Origin of the sequence: Paenarthrobacter sp. DKR-5, from assembly GCF_018531425.1 — a bacterium.
Lineage (GTDB): Bacteria > Actinomycetota > Actinomycetes > Actinomycetales > Micrococcaceae > DKR-5.
Genome location: NZ_JAHBOI010000005.1, coordinates 71,821 through 89,864, shown reverse-complemented (window position 1 = coordinate 89,864; position 18,044 = coordinate 71,821). Strand labels below are relative to the sequence as shown.

The 18,044-nt window shown below is 66.9% G+C and carries 21 protein-coding genes and 1 tRNA gene; 7 read left to right on the top strand and 15 right to left on the bottom strand.

Annotated features, from left to right (window positions below):
- Positions 1-4: 4 nt before the first annotated feature.
- From KIH31_RS11960 to KIH31_RS11930, 7 genes are all read right to left on the bottom strand, one after another.
- Positions 5-1,054, bottom strand: a complete 1,050-nt coding sequence (locus KIH31_RS11960; RefSeq protein WP_214427369.1) for an acyl-CoA desaturase — start codon at positions 1,052-1,054, stop codon at positions 5-7.
- A 75-nt stretch (positions 1,055-1,129) separates the two neighbouring features.
- On the bottom strand, positions 1,130-1,972 hold the full coding sequence (locus KIH31_RS11955; RefSeq protein WP_214427368.1) for an amino acid ABC transporter permease: 843 nt from the start codon (positions 1,970-1,972) through the stop codon (positions 1,130-1,132).
- The gene (locus KIH31_RS11950; RefSeq protein ID WP_214427367.1) at positions 1,969-2,616 is read right to left on the bottom strand and encodes an amino acid ABC transporter permease; all 648 of its coding nucleotides are present in this window, start codon (positions 2,614-2,616) and stop codon (positions 1,969-1,971) included. Before KIH31_RS11950 ends, KIH31_RS11955 begins: the two co-directional genes overlap by 4 nt.
- Before the next feature lie 7 nt (positions 2,617-2,623).
- Positions 2,624-3,595: a glutamate ABC transporter substrate-binding protein gene (locus KIH31_RS11945; RefSeq protein WP_214427366.1), complete on the bottom strand. Its 972-nt coding sequence runs from the start codon at positions 3,593-3,595 to the stop codon at positions 2,624-2,626.
- Positions 3,596-3,745: 150 nt separating this feature from the next.
- On the bottom strand, positions 3,746-4,303 hold the full coding sequence (locus KIH31_RS11940) for a hypothetical protein (protein ID WP_214427365.1): 558 nt from the start codon (positions 4,301-4,303) through the stop codon (positions 3,746-3,748).
- A gap of 136 nt (positions 4,304-4,439) precedes the next feature.
- Complete coding sequence (locus tag KIH31_RS11935; RefSeq protein WP_214427364.1) at positions 4,440-5,315, bottom strand: NAD(P)H-hydrate dehydratase; 876 nt, start codon at positions 5,313-5,315, stop codon at positions 4,440-4,442.
- Positions 5,299-6,039 (bottom strand): histidine phosphatase family protein, encoded by a 741-nt coding sequence (locus KIH31_RS11930; protein WP_214427363.1) that lies wholly within the window; start codon positions 6,037-6,039, stop codon positions 5,299-5,301. Before KIH31_RS11930 ends, KIH31_RS11935 begins: the two co-directional genes overlap by 17 nt.
- A gap of 60 nt (positions 6,040-6,099) precedes the next feature.
- On the opposite strand from KIH31_RS11930, the gene KIH31_RS11925 reads away from it, so the two are divergent.
- On the top strand, positions 6,100-6,492 hold the full coding sequence (locus tag KIH31_RS11925) for a hypothetical protein (RefSeq protein WP_214427362.1): 393 nt from the start codon (positions 6,100-6,102) through the stop codon (positions 6,490-6,492).
- Between the two features lie 31 nt (positions 6,493-6,523).
- Here KIH31_RS11925 and KIH31_RS11920 read toward each other — a convergent pair whose 3' ends face one another.
- Together KIH31_RS11920 and KIH31_RS11915 are read right to left on the bottom strand one after the other, a co-directional pair.
- Positions 6,524-6,823 carry a DUF4193 domain-containing protein gene (locus tag KIH31_RS11920; protein ID WP_214427361.1) on the bottom strand — a complete coding sequence of 100 codons (300 nt, stop codon included), beginning with the start codon at positions 6,821-6,823 and terminating at the stop codon, positions 6,524-6,526.
- Between the two features lie 122 nt (positions 6,824-6,945).
- Complete coding sequence (locus tag KIH31_RS11915; RefSeq protein ID WP_214427360.1) at positions 6,946-8,307, bottom strand: ABC transporter substrate-binding protein; 1,362 nt, start codon at positions 8,305-8,307, stop codon at positions 6,946-6,948.
- A 155-nt stretch (positions 8,308-8,462) separates the two neighbouring features.
- On the opposite strand from KIH31_RS11915, the gene KIH31_RS11910 reads away from it, so the two are divergent.
- Positions 8,463-9,461 carry a carbohydrate ABC transporter permease gene (locus tag KIH31_RS11910; protein WP_214427359.1) on the top strand — a complete coding sequence of 333 codons (999 nt, stop codon included), beginning with the start codon at positions 8,463-8,465 and terminating at the stop codon, positions 9,459-9,461.
- Positions 9,461-10,414 (top strand): carbohydrate ABC transporter permease, encoded by a 954-nt coding sequence (locus KIH31_RS11905; protein ID WP_214427358.1) that lies wholly within the window; start codon positions 9,461-9,463, stop codon positions 10,412-10,414. The genes KIH31_RS11910 and KIH31_RS11905 overlap by 1 nt, the downstream gene beginning before the upstream one ends.
- Before the next feature lie 6 nt (positions 10,415-10,420).
- On the opposite strand, the gene KIH31_RS11900 is transcribed toward KIH31_RS11905, so the two are convergent.
- The 3 genes from KIH31_RS11900 to KIH31_RS11890 form a co-directional block, all read right to left on the bottom strand.
- Entirely contained in the window at positions 10,421-10,981 is a 561-nt protein-coding gene (locus KIH31_RS11900; protein WP_214427357.1) for a cysteine hydrolase family protein, read from the bottom strand.
- Positions 10,982-11,097: 116 nt separating this feature from the next.
- Complete coding sequence (locus KIH31_RS11895) at positions 11,098-11,373, bottom strand: SHOCT domain-containing protein (protein ID WP_214427356.1); 276 nt, start codon at positions 11,371-11,373, stop codon at positions 11,098-11,100.
- Between the two features lie 96 nt (positions 11,374-11,469).
- Positions 11,470-11,542 (bottom strand) — tRNA-Lys (locus KIH31_RS11890).
- Positions 11,543-11,665: 123 nt separating this feature from the next.
- On the opposite strand from KIH31_RS11890, the gene KIH31_RS11885 reads away from it, so the two are divergent.
- The 4 genes from KIH31_RS11885 (at position 11,666) to KIH31_RS11870 (ending at position 15,026) form a co-directional block, all read left to right on the top strand.
- Entirely contained in the window at positions 11,666-12,313 is a 648-nt protein-coding gene (locus tag KIH31_RS11885) for a hypothetical protein (protein WP_214427355.1), read from the top strand.
- A 281-nt stretch (positions 12,314-12,594) separates the two neighbouring features.
- Positions 12,595-13,212, top strand: coding sequence for a DUF47 domain-containing protein (locus KIH31_RS11880; RefSeq protein WP_214427354.1), 618 nt, complete (start codon positions 12,595-12,597; stop codon positions 13,210-13,212).
- Between the two features lies 1 nt (position 13,213).
- A complete protein-coding gene (locus KIH31_RS11875; protein WP_214427353.1) occupies positions 13,214-14,227 on the top strand; it encodes an inorganic phosphate transporter in 1,014 nt (337 codons plus the stop codon).
- 67 nt (positions 14,228-14,294) lie between these two features.
- The gene (locus KIH31_RS11870; protein WP_214427352.1) at positions 14,295-15,026 is read left to right on the top strand and encodes a DUF72 domain-containing protein; all 732 of its coding nucleotides are present in this window, start codon (positions 14,295-14,297) and stop codon (positions 15,024-15,026) included.
- A gap of 74 nt (positions 15,027-15,100) precedes the next feature.
- On the opposite strand, the gene pstB is transcribed toward KIH31_RS11870, so the two are convergent.
- Genes pstB through pstC form a run of 3 tightly spaced genes read right to left on the bottom strand, consistent with a single transcriptional unit; the run spans position 15,101 to position 17,975 of the window.
- A complete protein-coding gene (gene pstB, locus KIH31_RS11865) occupies positions 15,101-15,880 on the bottom strand; it encodes a phosphate ABC transporter ATP-binding protein PstB (RefSeq protein WP_214427351.1) in 780 nt (259 codons plus the stop codon).
- 49 nt (positions 15,881-15,929) lie between these two features.
- Positions 15,930-17,042 (bottom strand): phosphate ABC transporter permease PstA, encoded by a 1,113-nt coding sequence (gene pstA, locus KIH31_RS11860; RefSeq protein ID WP_214427350.1) that lies wholly within the window; start codon positions 17,040-17,042, stop codon positions 15,930-15,932.
- Positions 17,043-17,975 carry a phosphate ABC transporter permease subunit PstC gene (gene pstC, locus KIH31_RS11855; RefSeq protein WP_214427349.1) on the bottom strand — a complete coding sequence of 311 codons (933 nt, stop codon included), beginning with the start codon at positions 17,973-17,975 and terminating at the stop codon, positions 17,043-17,045.
- Positions 17,976-18,044: the final 69 nt, after the last annotated feature.

Here is an 18,044-nt window from a genome sequence, read left to right as displayed (position 1 = left end):
GCAGCTATCCTGCCTTGGCGGAGAGCTTCCGGAAACGCTCCTCCACCGGCCACTTCACTTTGGTGGCCCAGCCGAACTTCTCGAAGAACCAGATCAGCCGGGCGGAGATGTCGATCTGGCCTTTATCCACGCCGTGGCGGGCACAGGTGGGGTCAGCGTGGTGGGAGTTGTGCCAGGATTCGCCGAACGAGGCGATGGCGAGCGGCCAGAAGTTCCCGGCCTTGTCCCGGGAGTGGTAGGGACGTTCGCCAACCATGTGGCAGACGGAATTCACGGACCAGGTGATGTGGTGCAGCACTGCCACGCGGACGAGCCCTGCCCAGAAGAAGGCCGTCGCCGCACCCCACCAGCTCATGGTGACCAGGCCGCCGACCACCGCCGGCAGGAAGAGCGTGACTGCGACCCAGAGGCCGAACAGCTTGTCGATGCGCAGGATCATCGGGTCCTTGAGCAGGTCGGGGGCGAAGCGCACCCGGTTCGTCAGGTCGCGTTCGAAGAGCCAGCCCATGTGCGCGTGCCAGAACCCCTTTGCCAAGGCCCACGGGGAGGTCCCGAACGCCCACGGCGAGTGCGGGTCGCCGTCCGTGTCGGAGAAGGCGTGGTGCCGGCGGTGGTCCGCCACCCAAGTGATCACCGACCCCTGCACCGACAGCGAGCCGGCCAGGGCGAGGGCGGCGCGCAGCGGCTTGTTGGCCTTGAACGAGCCGTGCGTGAAGTAGCGGTGGTACCCGATTGTCACGCCGAGTCCGCTGACCAGGTAGAAGGCAAACGCGATGATCACGTCGCTCCAGCGCAGCCCCCAGCCCCAGGCAAGGGGCACCGCTGCAACCAGCGCGGCCAGCGGCAGCAGCACCCCGATGTAGACCGCGATTTGCGCACTCGTGGTGCGGGGACCGTCGAGGATAGGCCGGGGGCCCGTGAGCTCCGGGTGGTCCCGCGCATAGGTGACCAGGTCCACCGCGGCGTCCTGTTTTGCCGGCCGGAACCCCGGCCTGGTCCGGCCGGTGGCCGGGGCGTCTCCGGTGGCTGAGTCAGGGGCCTGCTGCGAAGTCATGGGCGCGTCCTTGCGTGGTAGGGATGAACCTACGCAAGCGTAACTTACGGCCGGGTAAGCGGGCTACGGACGGAGTCAGCCGATGCCGGCGCCCACTGCCGACCGCCCCAACCGGGCGGACCTGCCCGAGAACCGGCTTTCCAGCCAGCGGGCAAAGTGGGAGATAAGCACGTTCGTGACCACGTAGACGGCGGCAATGATCAGGTACGTCTGAATCAGGTGGTTGGTGTACGCGGTGAGGTTGTTGGAGGTCTTCATCAGCTCCGGGTAGCTCACCGCATACCCGAGGGTGGTGTCCTTCACGAGCACCACCAGTTGCGCCACCATCGACGGCACCACGATCCGGATCGCCTGGGGCAGCACGATCGCACGCGTGACCTGTCCGCCGCTCAGCCCGATGCTCAGGCCGGCCTCGGCCTGGCCTGACGGCAGTGCCGTGATCCCGGCGCGGAAGATCTCCGCCATCACCGCGGAACTGCACAAGGTGATGGGTATGACCAGCTTCCAGAAGATGTCCGGGTTGATGCCGTACTGCGGCAGGCCGCTGACAAAGATGTACACCACGAGCAGCAGGGGCACGGACCGGAAGCATTCAATCCAGACCGTGCACACGCGGCGCAGGATGCCACCTTTGGAGAGCCGGCCCAGCGCAAGGAGCAGCCCCAGCGGCAGCGCCAGCACCGCGGAAGCGGCCGCCGCCACGGCGGTATTCCCCAAACCTGCCAGCAGGAACAACAAGTACGGGCCCTGGGTGAATTCAGCCCAGCGGTCCGCAGCGAGCTGACCGGCTTGGGCGAAGCGCAGCACCACCAAGGCGGCCACCGCTGCGATCACCAACAGGCTGACCAGCGTCGCGATCCGGATGCGCCGCCTCGCCCGCGGGCCTGCGACGTCGAACAGACTGTCCTGGGTGCTCATCGGAGCACCTTCAGCCGCTGCTCGAGCCGGCTGCCCAGGCCGCCGGCCAGGAGAGCGATGACAATGTAGGCGAATGCCGCCAGCAGGTACGTGGTCAACCCAAGCGCCGCCTTGTTATTGATCTCGGACACTTGGAGGGTCAGATCCTTCACGCCGATCACGCCGGCGAGCGAGGAGCTGAGGAGGATTCCGATGAAGACATTCACGATGGGCTGCACCACGCTGCGGAACGCCTGCGGGAAGAGCACATGGCGCAGCACCCCGAAGAAGTCCAGCCCGACGGCGCGGCCGGCCTCCACCTGCCCGACGGGCACGGCGTTGACGCCGCTGCGGATCGCCTCGCAGGTGAACGCCGCGCCGAGCAGCACCATCGAAATCGCCGCGCAGGTGAAGAGGTCGAACGTGACGCCGACGTCGGGCAGGCCGAAGGTGACCACGACCAGCAGGCTGATCAGCGGGATGTTGACGAACAGCTCGACGTAAAACCTTCCCAGCGCGCGCAGGGGCGCCACCGGACTCACCCTGAACGCGGCAACGACAGTGCCGAGGACAAGGGAGCCGGCAAACGCCACCGCGGTGAGCCGCACTGTCATCCAGAGTCCCGCCAGCAGGTCGCCGAGGTAGGTGGTGAACAACTGGTCCATAAGGGACTCAGGCGTTGATGGCCGGCGGCTTCGGCGGCTGGGTCTTGAGCACCTGCCCCACGGTCGCCTTCCACAGCGCGTCCCACGAGCCGTCCTGCTCGACGATCTTCAGCCACGCGTTGACGAAGGCAAGCGCGTCGCTGCCCTTGTGCAGGCCGATGCCGTACTTGTCGCTGCTGCCGAAGGTGTCACCGACGATCTTGACGTCCTTGTTCTTGGCAGCGTCCGAAAGCAGGATGGACTGGTCAATCACATAGGCGTCGACCCGGCCCTGCTGGACGGCGGCAAGGCACTTGGGGTTGTCGTCGAAGGTCTGGACGTTGGCCTTCGGGGCGACCTGTTCGAGCAGCGTCACGCCGGTGGAGGCGCTCTGCGTGGCCACGTTCTTGCCCGCAAGGTCCGCGACGGAGTTGATCGAGGTGTTGTCCGCCTTGACCAGAATCGCCGACTTGGACTCGTAGTACGGGCCGCCGAAGTCTACTTTCTCGGCGCGCTTGGGGGTGATGGAGTAGGTGGCGAAAATGACGTCCACCGAGTTGTTCTGCAGCAGCGTCTCACGCGTGTCCACGGTGACCTGGGTGAGCTTTTCCTTCGGCTGGCCGATGATGTACTTCGCCAGCAGCTGGGACATCCCGGCGTCGAACCCGGACACCTTGCCGGTGGCCGGGTCGCGGAGCGAGAACAGGGTGGAGGTGTCCGTGCCGCCGCGCACGAGTTCGCCCTTGGCTTTGATGGCCTTGGCCCAGGCGTTGGCCTGCACCAGCGCGTCGCTGGCAACAGCGCCCTTCGCCAGCACTGCGTCGAACGCCGCCTGGTCGATCACCGAGCCGCCCGCCGAGGCGCTCCCCGAGGCTCCCGCGGGCAGCGACGGCGAACCGCCGCAGGCCGCGAGCGCGCCAGCGCCCACGGCGCCAAGACCGAGCGCAAGCATCCCTCTGCGGCTCAGCAGTTGCTTGGAAAACCTTTCATACCCCGACATGCTTGGGAGTCCTCTCGTGCCCGGCGACACCGCGCCGGCCGCCGTCCTGCCTCCCAACCTACGGTGAAACGTTCAACAATCCGAAGGTTTCAGCCGGAAAATTTCCTGATTGTAATAATTGGCGCCCAAGGAGCCGCAGGGGAGGCGTTTTCAGCCGCGCGATTCGTACACGCCGGCGGCGCGCTCGGCGTCGCCCAGTGCGCTGCGCAGACCCGTGAGGGCTGCGCCGTACGCCGCGCTATCGTCGGCGGCGCGAAGGTCGGCTGCCCGCCGGATCGCTTTGATCATGGCGGCCGTCTCCGGTCGCCTGACGTCGGACATCGCCGGGAAGTCGATTTGCCGGGCAGGATCCAGTTCGTAGGCCATCCACCGGCCCAGCAGCTCATCGTGCACGGACTCGACGGCGAGCCGGCGTGCACCGTTCCGGGCGCGGCGACGGCGGCTCCGCGACGCACGGTCACCGAGCAGCAGTACGGCGGCCGCGGCCGCTGCAGCGGCGAGCGCGACGCCGGAAAGCAGCGCACCAGCGGCGGGCTGGGTGGCGGCTGGCACCAGGACCGCCGGCAGCAGCAGCGCTCCGCCTCCGAAGGCGGTCCAGAAGGTTGAGTCGGCGCCGCGACGGGCCGCCCGGACCAGCAGCCAGGCCGTCGAAACGACGATGAGCACAACCGCAGCAGCCCACCAAACCAACGGCTCCGCGCTGTTCATGGCCGGTCCTTCCAGACGACAACCCCCCTACTGCCATTGGAATCCCGGGACAGGGGATAGTCAAGGGCCGGCCAGGGGCGGAGCCGGCCGTAACGCGGGCGCCCACCGGCCGGCCACCCGCCGCGCCTGCCCGGCGTCAGGCGGTCAGTTCAGCCAGCACCCGGGGCAGCTCGTCGAGCAGTTCGCGCGCAAGGTAATTCAGCGGCCCGACGCTGGCGCCCAGCCGGTCCCCGGCGGTGGCATGGGCGTAGGTTGCCCAGCACGCGGCCTGCGCGGGCGCGGCTCCGCGGGCCAGCAGCCCGCCCGCAGCGCCGACCAGCACGTCGCCGCTGCCCGAGGTCCCCAGCCCGGCGCTGCCGGCAGGAACCTGCCAGATGCCGCCGTCGGCGTCGGCCACCGCCCCTTGGACGGAAACCACAGCCGCGTACCTGCGCGCAATGGCCACTGCCGCCGCCGATAGATCCTTGCCTGCTGCAGCCTTCCCGGCAAGCAACCGCTGGGCCTCGGCCGGATTCGGAGTGAGCAGCAGCCGGCCGGCCCACTGCGGGTAAAGGTCCTCCAGCCCGGGCAGCACCCCGAGCGCGTAGGCGTCGAGGACCACCAGGGTGTCGCCGCCGATCGCGGAGGCGAGGCTACGCAGCAGCGCCGCCGTCTGCCCTGCGTCGTCCAGGCCTGGGCCGACGAGCACGACGTCGGCCCCGCCCAGTTCGTCCGCCGCGGCGGAGAGATCCGACCCGAGCACCGACCCGGCTGCGTTCTCGGGCAGGCCGATCACCCCGGCCTCGGGGAGCGCGACGGCGGTTGCGACCGCGGTCGACTCGGCGACGGCAAGTGTGAGCCGTCCCGCGCCCGCGCGCAGCGCGGCGAGCCCGGCGAGCATCGCTGCCCCCGGCGTGCGCCGCGCTCCCCCGACCACCAGGATGGAGCCCCTGTCGTTCTTGCTCTCTGCGTCGCGCGGCACCTGCCAGCCGCGCAGCAGCGCGGGCGTAACGACTTCAGCGCGGGTGGACATTGGTGTCTCCCGCATGGTCGGTCACCGGAGCGCCGCCGGCTTCGAGGTGGTCAACCTCGTTGAAGGATTCAAGCTCCCAGAGCCCTTTCCCTGAGGGCCGCACCAGCCGGGTCACCGAGCCGTTGCGCACGGTGGAGGTGGAGGCAATCGAGAGCAGGTGCTCCTCGGTCAGGCCTTCACAGACGTAGCGGAGCAGCAGGATCACGGCGTCGTGGCAGACCACCGCCACCCGCCGGCCCTCCTCGAGCTGGTCCAGCTCGGCCAGCAGGGAACGCAGCCTCAGCGCGACGTCCGCCCAGGACTCGCCGCCGGGCGGACGGTAATAGAACTTGCCCAGCCACTCCCGGCGCCTGGCCTCCTCCGGGTACCGCGCCTCGACACCCGCGCGGGTGAGCATGTCCAGCACGCCGAGTTCGCGGTCGCGGAGGCGTTCATCGAGCCGCATCCCGAACTCCGGTTCGAATTCGAGTCCGGCAAGCTCCGCCGTCTCGCGGGCCCTTCGGTAGGGCGAGCACCAGGCGGACTGCGGAAACTGCGACGGGGCCAGCGAAGAGAGCCATTTCCCCACGGCTTCGGCCTGGCGCCGCCCGGCCCCGCTGAGCGGGACGTCGGCGTCGCGCCGGTCAGTGTCAATGGTCTCGGACCCGGCGGCCTGCGCTGCGGTCGCGACGAGATTGCCTTCGCTCTCGCCGTGCCGGACCAGGATTAGTTCTACTGCTCCCATTTCTCGACTGTAATACTAAGCAGCCTTGGTTTCACGTCGGAGCGCACCTAGGCTGGGGCCATGACGTCGCATGCGTTCCGTTATGACCGCCGCTTCAGCCCGCTGCTGCGGCTCTGGGGAGTGAATGTTGCCCGGGCGTCCGTCGTCGTCGACGACGGCGAGGGCGAACTGGCGGTGCTTTTTGGGCCGTGGGGTCTGCGGACATCGCTGGGGAACATCGAATCGGCCGAGCAGAGCGGTCCGTTCAAGTGGTTTCGCTCGGTAGGAATCAGGCTTTCCCTGGCAGACAAGGGCATCACCTTCGGCACAGCGGCGGACCGCGGCGTGTGCATGGTGCTGCGGTCCCCGGCGTCGGTCACCTTCCGGGGCCGGCCGCTGAAGCTGCGCCACCCCAACATCACGGTGACTGTTGAGGATCCGCACGCGCTAGTGGCAGCGGTGTCCGCCGTCTAGGCAGACACCGCCGTCGGACGGTTTGTCCCTCTTATCCTTCGCAGTCCTTGCAGTAGACCTTGCCGTTGCGCTCGGCCGCCCGCTGCGAGCGGTGGTGCACGAGGAAACAGGAGGCGCAGGTGAACTCGTCAGACTGGACCGGAACCACTCGGATCAGCAGCTCCTCGCCGGAGAGGTCGGCGCCGGGCAGCTCGATGCCCTCGGCCGTGTCCGCCTCGTCCACGTCGATCAACGCAGTCTGTGCACCGCTCCGCTGCGTCTGAAGCGCCTCAATGGACTCGGTCGACTGCTCGTCGTCCTTGGTGCGCGGCGCGTCGTAATCAGTTGCCATGTAAGTGAAATTGCTCCTGCTGGGTTCGGTTGTTGTTTGCTGAATCAGCGAGTATCTCAACGTGCCGGAAGCGCAAATAATTCCGCGTCCCGGCGAACCGGACCCAGCAGGAGGAGAGCACGCTAGCCGACCTGGTCGTAAGCGCGCTTGGCGGCGGCCTGCGCGTCCGCGAGCGCCTTCTCGGGGCTCTTGGACCCAAGCAGGGCGGACGCGATCGCGTTGTTGACTTCGGTCTTGATGGTCTGCCCGGCCGGCGACGCCCCGAGGGACTTTCCGGAGTTCAGAACGTCATAGTAGGTCGAGATTGCCTGGTCGAAGCCGGTGTTGCCCGTGGTCTTCACGAACTTCTCGCGGACCAGCTTGTCCGCCGAGGGAGAACCGGTGAAGAGACCGGTGTTGATGCCGCCAGGGGTGGAGGAGATCTTCTGGGCACGTGCCGCGCCGGCAGCTGACCACGCCTCGTCGGTGACCAGCGACGTCATCCAGGCGCACGCGGCGTCCGGGTTCTTGGCACCCGCCGGGATCACGAACGAGGTTCCGCCGGCAACCGTGAACGGTTTCCCGTCCTTGTCCTTGAACGGCACAGCGGAGATCTTCAGCGTCTGCGAGTACGGCGACAGCACATTGACGTACCACTGGGCATCAACCTGGGCTCCGACCTGCTTCTTGACGAACTGGTTGTCTTTTCCGAAGGTGTCGAAGGCGTCGCTGAAGCTCTTGGCCTTGGCGTAGCCGCCCTGCGCGTCGTAGATGTCCTTGAGGAACGACAGTGCCTTGACGTTGGCCGCGTCATCGAGGGTCGGCGCGCCCTTTTCGTCCATCAGCCGTCCGCCCTGGCCCAGGATCCACAGCTCAGCCTGGCCAGCCGCGACCGGGTCAAAACCCAGGGTGACCGGGTTGCCGCCGTTGGACTTGTAGGTCTTGGAGATGGCATTGAGCAGCTTTGCCTTATCCGAGGTGTCGATATCCGCTGCCGAAACGCCTGCCGGCTCGAGGACGCTTTGGTTGAGGATGATCGCGGCCGGCTGGTAGAACTGCGGAACCGCCCAGATCTTGTCCTGGTAGGTGACTTGCTGCGTGACGGCCGGGTAGAACTGCTTCGCAGGGTCCATGCCGTGCGCGCTGAAACACTTGTCCAGCGGCTTGATGAGTCCCTTCGCGGCGTACGTCGCCACGAACGCCCGGTCCATCTGGACGACGTCGGGCACCTCGCCGCTGGCGGCACGGGTGGTGAACTTCTGCGCGTCGAAGGGGGTCTGGTCCATTGTGATCTTGACGTTCGGAAGCTGGTCGGCGGCGTACTTCATCCGCGCCTTACCGACGTCGTCGGCATTGTCGAAAGCCCACGCATTCAGCGTGCCGGACGCGTCTTTCTTGAATTCCGCAGTGTCCGACGACGACCCGGTGCCGTTGCCGCCGCCACAGGCGCTCAGTCCCACCACCGCCAATGCGAGAACCGCCAGCCTTTTGTTCCGAAGACGCATCTTCTTCCTTTCCCCACTCCATTTAAGCCAGTGCTGCCAGTAAAACCGTCACCCAGCCGCTACTGTAAGTATGCTTGCTAATCCGAAAGCTAGCGGAAGCCGCAGGGGGGCGCAAGGAAGGGCCACCGGTGCACGTTTCGTGTCCGATGTGGCGGATGGTGTGGGAATTTGAGAACGGGGTGCCCTTGGTGGGAGCAGAAGTAACGGCAGGTGCCGCATCCGCCGGAGCCACCAGCAGGCCGAAGCGGGCGAGGAACAAATACAACCGCCGCGAGGCGCTGGCGGGCTACTTGTTCATTTCGCCCTGGATCGTCGGCTTCCTCGTCTTCATGCTCGGCGCCATGGCATACAGCCTCGTGATCTCTTTCAGCCACTACAACCTGGCCACCAACGTGGCCAAGCCGGCGGGCCTGAAAAACTACGCACTGCTGTTCGAGGATCCCAAGGTCGCCACGTCGCTGGCGAACACACTGTTCTACGCCGTCCTGGCCGTGCCGCTGGAAATCTGCGTTGCCCTTGGGCTCGCCCTGCTGCTGAACCGGGTCGGCCGCGGAGCCGGTTTCTTCCGCACGGTGTACTACCTTCCGAAGATGACGCCTTCGGTGGCAACCGCTGCCGTGTTCCTGCTGCTGCTGAACGGCAACACGGGGGCCATCAACCAGGCACTCGGCTTCTTCGGCATCACAGGGCCGCAGTGGCTCATCGACCCCGCCTGGGTGAAACCCTCCATCGTCCTCATGACGTTGTGGGGGGTCAGCGGCACGATGGTGATCTTCCTGGCGGCGCTCAAGAGCGTTCCCCGGGAGCTCTATGAGGTCGCCTCCCTGGACGGGGCGGGCCCCGTCCGCAAGTTCTTCAACATCACCCTGCCCATGATTTCCGGTGCGGTGTTCTTCAATGTGATTGTCCTGACCATCGCCGCGCTCCAGGTCTTCGACCAGGCCTACCTGCTGTTCTGGAGGGACCAGACCAACGCTTCACCCGAAGCGTCCCTGTTCTACGGGATCTACCTTTTCCAGCAGGCTTTCCGCGAATTCAATTTCGGCTTCGCCGCGGCAATGGCGTGGGTCCTGTTCGTCCTGATCCTGCTCATCAGCCTCATCCAGGTGAAAATCGGCAACAGATTCGTCTACTACGAGGGGGAGAAGCGCTAATGGCGACGACCAGGATTCCGCCAGCCGGCCCTTCAGTGCCCGTCCCGGCCCCGCCAGCCGGGCGCCGGGATACGGCCGCGACCCCGCCGCGGCGCCGGAAGGCCCTAACCCCGCGCTCCCGGGCGGGCCGGGTGCTCCTCTGGACGGTGCTGGCGCTGGTCAGTGCCGCATTCCTCTACCCCTTGGCGTGGCTGCTGGCCGCAAGCCTCAAGCCCCGCGACGAGGTCTTCGACAACGCACTCATCCCGCGGACGTTCTCCCCGCAAAACTACATCCAGGTGTGGGAACAGCTGCCGCTCGTCAGCTGGGTGACCAACAGCTTCCTGATCGCCATACTGGCTGCCACGCTTGTCACCGCCTCCAGCGCGCTCGTGGCCTTCGGCTTCGCTTACTTCCGGTTCCCGGGCCGCAACTTCCTCTTCGGGCTCGTCCTGGCCACCATGATGCTGCCCGGGGCGGTGACCATGGTTCCGCAGTACCTGATCTGGAAGAACCTCGGGGTGCTCGGCACCTGGATCCCCCTCTTCGGGATGAACCTCTTCGGCTCCGCTTTCTACATCTTCCTGCAGCGGCAGTTCTTCCTCGGGCTGCCCCGCGAACTGTTCGAGGCCGCGCGAATTGACGGGGCAAGCTACTTCGGCCTCTTCCGCCGGATCGCCCTGCCCCTGTCGATTCCTTCGCTGGTGGTGATCTTCATCTTCGAATTCCAAGCCAGCTGGAACAACCTGCAGTCCGCACTCATCTACCTGAACGCCGGATCCGTCGACGGCTTCACCGCCCCGCTCGGAATCGCGTACGCCATGACCAAATACAGTCCCACCAACGGCGGCCAGGGCGATTACCAGTACGTCATGGTTGCCACCCTGCTCATCACGTTGCCCATGCTCGTGCTGTTCGCGTTCGGGCAGCGGCACTTCATTGAAGGCGTCGCCACGGAGGGCCGGAAAGGGTAGGCCCTTTTAGGGCACCTTGGCCGAAAGCAGATCAGCGATTTCGGCGACCGAATGGCTGCGCTGCCGGTACTCCCGCTGCAGGATGGACAGCACCGCCTCGGCGGACCCGGCATCCTCGGTTCCGATGGCATCGGAAGCGTAGATCACCCGGAAATTGTTGGCGAAGGCATCCGCAGCTGTCTGTGCCACGCAGTTGTGCGCGGAGATTCCGGCCAGCACGAGCGTGTCGACCTGAAGGTTCCGCAGCCGGAACAAGAGGTCGGTGCCGAGGAAGGCGCTGTCCCGGGTTTTCGTCAGCTGCGGAAAGCAGCCTTCGTCGAGGCCGGGAACGAGTTCGGCCTGCTCGCTGCCCCTGAAGATGAACCCTTGGTCGTCGTCGAGCATGTTCAGCGACCACGTGGACTTGTCACGCTCATGCTCGGTCTTGATGAAGAGAACCGGTGAGCCCGAAGCCTCGGCGGCCGAGATGAGGAAATTGCAGGCCCGGACCAGGTCCTCCTGGCTCTCCCGCATGACCGGATCCTCAAAAAAGGCGTTTTGCATGTCGATCACCAACACCGCAATCACGGTACCCCTCCCCGCCCGCAGAACGGGCCGATTGCTGCAACCACGACCAATGATAAGCCTACTGATCGATGGGCGCTGGCGGGGCTACGGTGCGGTCCCGGGTTTGGATGAAGGTTCTAGTCCTTGCGGCGGAGCGCTGCGCGTCGTGCCGTGAGCTCGGTCTCGTCGATCTCCCCGCGGGCGAACCGTTCGTTGAGGATCCGCTCGGCTTCCTCGTGCGGGGCCCCGTAAGGACCGGGGGCGTGCGGGCCGGGCGCGTGGGGCCCCGAGGCGCCGGCACGCCGGATCAGCAGCACCACAACCGTGATCACGCCGCCCCAGAAGATGAGCATCAGCAGGCCCATCGCTATCCAGCCGCCGATTCCCCAGCCGCCGTCCCATCCGTACATCATCTCGGACCTCCTTGAGAGGAGTGTCCACCCGTGGCGGGGATGTGCAAAGAGGCGTTGGTCCCGGCGGCCGCAAGGGGAAACCGCAATGAAGATGGGTGGGCCCTGTGGGGCTCGAACCCACGACCCACGGATTAAAAGTCCGATGCTCTACCAACTGAGCTAAAGGCCCCAGACGTCCACCCGAAGGTGCACCGTATCCACTTTAGCGCACCGCCCGGGCGCACTCCACAGGGCCCCGCGGCCGGTCCTGGGCGTACTCGACCGCCGCAGGGCTGAGGAGTAGTGTCGGGGCATGAGCGAACAAGCAGGATCAAGTGCTCCCAGGCACCACAAGCCGAAGCCGTTTGCACCGGTCGATTTCGAACCGTTTGCCGGCGGCGCAGACCCGGCGCGTGTCTCCGAAGCAGCCCATCTTGCCGCCCACGCCCTCATCAGCCACGGCCGCAAAAGCGATGATCCGGCGGTCACGAAGCGCCTGATCAAGCTCGCCGACAAGGAGGGCCTCGAGGCCATCGCCGAAATGTGGGCCGAAAGCCCTCCCCGTTCGCTTCCGGGAGCCCTTTGGCGGCTCTACGCGCTGCGTGCCGCAACCCAGCAGAACCCCGACCGCATGGCCGCTTTCTTCCAGGCCGGCAAGGACACCGCGCAGGTGTCCCACGTCGTCGCCGGCGTCGCCGAGCCTCCCGGCGCGGACGAGGTCAGGCACATGGCTGATGCCATCCTGTCCGGGGCCTTCGACGGCGACTTCGACGTCGCGCTCGAACGCTCGGCCGCGTTCTGCCGGGTGGTCGCCCTGGGCCAGGCGCGGTTCGCCGACGACTCGGAACACAGCAACGAAAACCGCAGCTCGAAACTGACGAAAAACTCCCACCAGCTGGTCAAAACCGCCGAGGATCTGGAGGCAGCCGCAGCTGCCTGGCGCCGCGGCGAACTGGACTAGCCGGGCGCCCCAAGCCGCCCCGGGAAGCCCCCAAATGTCAAGGCCCGGCTCAGGTTGACACTGGCCGCAGCGGGGTGAAGACTGAAATCGGTGTCGGACCGTGGAAGCCCCGGGCTCCAACTAATAGCCGCTTCGAGCGGCCATACGCCGAGAGGCGCTCCCGGTTCGGCACCATTTTTTTCGCCCTAAATCCACCCGGTAAAGTTGGCATCGCTGCATGCCGCCGGACAGCGCGCAGACGGCACCGTTTCCTGTCTCTGCCTACCGAACCGTGGTGACGCGTGAAGTTTCGACTATTCCCCCAGGAGACCGCCGGCCTGCGCCTGCTCTCCCGAATGGCCGAACAACTCGTGGCCGGCGTCGCCACCCTCTCGGAACTGCTTGGCGCACCCGCGGAAGCGTATGACCGCCTCGCGGAGCAGCTGCACCAGCAGGAGGCCGAAACCTCGCACCTGCACTTCGCGCTGCTGACCCACATGCGCACCAGCTTCGTGAATCCGCTGCCGCGCGAGGACATGTATGTGCTCTCCCGGTTCCTCAACGAAGCCATGGAGAAACTCGACGCCGCCGCCGAGCTGATCGCCCTGTACAAGCTCGCCCGGCTGTCCAAGCGGGCTTCCGAGCAGCTGGAAATCATCGCCCGGCAGGCGGAGCTGACCGTGGACGCGATGGCCCGGCTGGACAACCTCGACGACCTCGAGGATTACTGGATTGAGATCCTGCGCCTGTCCAAGCGCGCCGAGCGCACCCACCGCGTCTACGTCTCCGAGCTGCTCGCGGACCACAAGCCGGCCAGCTACGCCAAGCACCGCGACATCGCCAACCAGCTGGTGGAGGTCACCAAGGACATGCGGCGGGTAGCTACCCAGGTGGGCAGCATCATCGTCAAGGAATCCTGAGGTGACCACCCTCCTGTTGGTGCTGGTGGTCCTGCTCACCGGCGCCTTCGCCTTCCTGAACGGCGCCCGCGACGTCTCCAACGCGGTGGCCGTGACCGTGCGCGCCCGCTCGCTCACCCCCACCGTCGCCGTCGGCCTGGCGGCCCTGTTCAACCTGATCGGCGCCTTGATCAGCACCCCTTTCGCGCTGGCCTTCAGCGACCGCCTGCTCGGCATCCCCGCGACCCGCAATGAGCTGCCCCTGCTGCTGGCAGGAGTGCTCAGTGCCTGCCTCTGGGGCGCGTACCAGTGGCGGCGGGGGCTGCCGTCGTCGTCCACGCACGCCCTGGTCGGCGGCCTTGTCGGGGCCGCAGCCGCCTCCACGCTGCTTGGGCACCCAGTGATTTCCGGCCTCGGAGCATCCCTGTGGCTGCAGGTGTTCCTGCCGCTGCTCGTCTCGCCGGTGATCGCCTTCACCGCCGCACTGCTGTTGACCTACCCCGCCGTCTGGGCGGCCCGCTATTCCCAGCCGAGCCTGGTGCACCTGCGGGCACGGAGGGCGCTGTCCGTCAGCACGGCCGCCGTCGCTTTCGGCCACGGCCTGCAGGACGCGCAGCGTTCCACGACCGTCATCCTGCTGGCCCTGGCCGCGTCGGGAGCAGCGGCCGACGGCGGCCAACCTGGCTGGGTGGGCATCTTCATCGCCGTGCTCCTCACCGGGGGCACTCTGGTGGGCGGCTGGCGGATCTCGCACACGCTCGGCTTCCGCCTGGTGCGGGTGGATCCGCTGCGCGGCTTCGTCGCCCAGCTGCTGAGTTCGGCGATGCTGTTCATCGGCGCCATCGGGCTGCACCTGCCGCTCTCCACCACCCACACGGTCACGTCCGCGATCGTGGGAACCGGCTTCGGCCAGCGGTTCGCGGCGATGGACCGGCGCACCTGGCTGCGGGTCCTCGCCGCCTGGGTAGTCACACCGCTGGCGACCGCGGCCGCCGGGGCGGTCTTCTTCCTCGCCCTCTCCCCGGTCACGGGCTAGGTACTGCCCGGCCGCCACGGGCCGGGCAACATCGCCGCGCCCGCCGCCGGGCCGGTAGCCTGACCCCATGGAGGTTCACATCGGCACCTCAGGGTGGAGCTACGACCACTGGAACAACGTGCTCTACCCCGCCGGCACGCCCTCGGCGAAGCGGCTGGAGTACTACACCGGCAACTTCTCCACGGTGGAGCTCAATGCCAGCTTCTACCGGTGGCCGCGGGACACCACGTTCGCGGGCTGGCGGGACCGGCTGCCGGAGGGCTTCCTGATGTCCGTCAAGGCGCCCCGGGGACTCACCCACGCGAAGAAACTCCTCGAACCGGAGGTCTGGATCGAGCGGATCTCGGGTGCCTGGCACGAGCTGGACGGCAAGCGCGGGATCCTGCTGGTGCAGCTGCACCCGGCGCACGAGCGCGACGACGCGCGGCTGGACTACTTCCTGGGCCGCCTTCCGGAGTGGATCAGGGTGGCGGTCGAGTTCCGGCACCCGAGCTGGCATGATCCGGCCGTCTTCGACCTGCTGCGGCGCCACGGCGCGGCCTACACAGTGATGAGCGGGGCCGGGCTGCCCTGCGTGCTGGAGGCAACCGCACCGTTCGTGTACGTGCGCTTCCACGGCCCGGACGAGCAGTCCCTGTACGCGGGCTCCTATTCCGACGCGGACCTGCACTGGTGGGCGGACCGGATCAACGAGTGGCGCAGCGGCGGCCGGGAGGTCTTCGCGTATTTCAACAACGACGGCGGCGGGAACGCGGTCCGCAACGCGTGGACCCTCCGGTCGATGCTGGCCCAAACGTAGCGCGAGCGGCCAGTTGCGGCGGGCTCGCGCGCCGCGAGGCCGCCACAACTGGCCGCTCAGCCGGGCGAAAGGGCTTATCCGAAGCGGCCGGAGACGTAGTCCTCGGTGGCCTTGACGGACGGGTTGCTGAAGATGGTCTGCGTGTCCGCGTACTCGATCAGCTTGCCGGGCTTGCCCGCACCGGCGATGTTGAAGAACGCCGTCTTGTCCGACACACGCGCCGCCTGCTGCATGTTGTGCGTGACGATCACCACGGTGTAGTTCTCTTTGAGCTCGTTGATCAGGTCCTCGACCGCGAGCGTGGAGATCGGGTCCAGCGCCGAGCAGGGCTCGTCCATCAGGATCACGTCCGGCTGCACGGCGATGGCCCGGGCTATGCACAGGCGCTGCTGCTGGCCGCCGGAGAGCCCGGAGCCGGGCTTGTTCAGCCGGTCCTTGACCTCATTCCACAGGTTCGCGCCCTGCAGCGACTTCTCCACCAGGGCATCGGCGTCCGACTTGGAGATGCGGCGGTTGTTCAGCTTGACCCCTGCGAGCACGTTGTCGCGGATCGACATCGTCGGGAAAGGGTTCGGCCGCTGGAAGACCATGCCGATCTGGCTGCGCACCGTCACCGGGTCCACGCCTTGGGCGTACAGGTTGTCGCCGTCGAGCAGCACCTCCCCCTCCACCCGGGCGCCGGGCAGCACTTCGTGCATCCGGTTCAGGGTGCGCAGGAACGTGGACTTGCCGCAGCCGGAGGGGCCGATGAAGGCAGTGACGGAGCGGGCGTCGATGTTGATGTTGACACCCTCCACGGCGAGGAACTTGCCGTAGTAGACGTTCAAGTCCTTGACGTCGATTCGCTTGGACATTTTCTTCCTTTGCTTCGCCCGGCGTGCGCCGGGAAACAGGTACGGAGGCCTAGCGGCCGGTCTTGGGGGCGAAGAACCGCGCCACCAGACGGGCACCGAGGTTCAGCAGCATCACCATGATGATCAGCACCAGGGCCGCGGCCCAGGCACGCTGGACGCTGGGGCCGGGATTGGCCGGCGACGTCGGGTTCAGGATCTGCGTGTAGATGAACGTGGGCAGCGAGGACATCCAGCCGGAGAACACGTCCATGTTGATCTTGGTGGCGAACCCGGCGGTGACCAGGATCGGGGCGGTCTCGCCGATCACCCGGGCGATCGCGAGGGTTACGCCGGAGGCAATGCCCGAGATCGCCGTCGGGATGACGACCTTCAGGATGGTGCGCCACTTGCGCACACCCAAGGCGTAGGCGGCCTCGCGAAGCTCGTTCGGCACGATCTTGAGCATCTCCTCGCTGGAGCGCACCACCACCGGGATCATCAGCACGGACAGCGCGACGGCGGCCACGAAGCCGGTCTTGGTGCCCGGGCCGGAGATCGCCGCGAAGAGCGCTGCCGCGAACAGGCCGGCAACGATGGAGGGGATGCCGGTCATCACGTCGACGAAGAAGCGGATGGCCCGGGCGAGGGCACGGTCGTTGCCGTACTCGACCAGGTAGACCGAGGTGAGCAGCCCGATCGGCACGGAAATCACTGTCGCCCACAAGGTGATCAGCAAGGTGCCCATCAGGGAGTGGTAGATGCCGCCCAGCACGCGGCTGCCGGTGTTGACGCTCGTGTTGTCCTGCAGGCCGCTGATCCCGTTCATCGACGTGCCCAGGAAGCCGGGCGTGACAAGCCCGGGCAGGCCGTTGACCAGCACGATCCACACCACGGATACGAGCGGCAGGACGGCGATGAGGAAGGACCCGACTACCAGGCAGGTGGCGAGCTTGTCCTTGGCCTTCCGGCTGCCCTCGGCGGCGGCGCTCCAGGTCACCAGGCCGATGGTGAAGAGAACGGCACTGAGCACGCCCCAGCCCAGCGCATTGAAGCCGACCAGGGCCATGATGGCGGCGGCGAGGATGACGGCGGCGGCGACGACCGCCCAAGGCGCGTACGAGGGCAGCTGGCCCCTGGTCAGGGCCGACCGTTTGCGGGCAATCGTGGTTGTGGCGGTAGCCATTTAGTTCGCTCCCGAGAATTCTTTGTGCCGGCCGACGATCCAGCGGGCAAGCATGTTCACCGCGAGGGTGATGACGAACAGCACCAGGCCGGCGGCAATCAGCGTGCTCAGGCTCAGTCCGGTCGCCTCAGGGAAGTTCAGGGCGATCTCCGCGGCAATGGTCTGGTTGCCGGAGCGGATCAGGCTGGCGATGAGCGGGCCGGAGGAGAGCACGAGGGCGACGGCCATGGTCTCGCCGAGCGCGCGGCCAAGGCCCAGCATGATCGCGCTGACCACACCCGGCCGGCCGAACGGGAAGACAGCCATCCGGATCATTTCCCAGCGGGTGGCGCCGAGCGCCAGCGCGGCCTCTTCGTGCAGCTTGGGCGTCTGCAGGAAGATCTCACGCGAGAGCGACGTGACGATCGGGATGACCATCACGGCCAGCACGATGCCGGCGGTCAGGATGGTCTTGCCGGTGGCCGACGCGGGCCCGGCGAACAGCGGGAACCAGCCCGCGTTGTCCGCCAGCCACTGGTAGCCGGGGGCCATCGCCGGGGCCAGGAACGCGACGCCCCAGGCGCCGTACACCACCGAGGGGATGGCGGCGAGCAGGTCGATGATGTAGCCGAAGCCCTGCGCGAGCCTGCGCGGGGCGAAGTGCGAGATGAAGAGGGCCACCCCCACCGAAACCGGCGTCGCAATGAGCAGGGCGATCGCCGCCGCGATGACCGTGCCGAGGACCAGCGGGAGGATGTACTTCCAGAAGCCCTCCCCGCCTGCAACCTCTGAGGGGTTCGCGACGAAGGTCGGGGCCGCCTGCACGACCAGGAAGGTCGCCACGCTGAACAGGACCAGCAGGATGAGGGCTCCTGCTCCGAGAGCAAAGCCCGAGAAGACTTTGTCGCCGGTCCGGCCCGACGCGCCGGCCGAAGTCAAGGAATTGGATGACACTTTCAAAACCCTTCGAAAGGGGGTAAAAACCTGGCCTGATTCCAGCACCAGTCTGGCTGATGGGTGCGT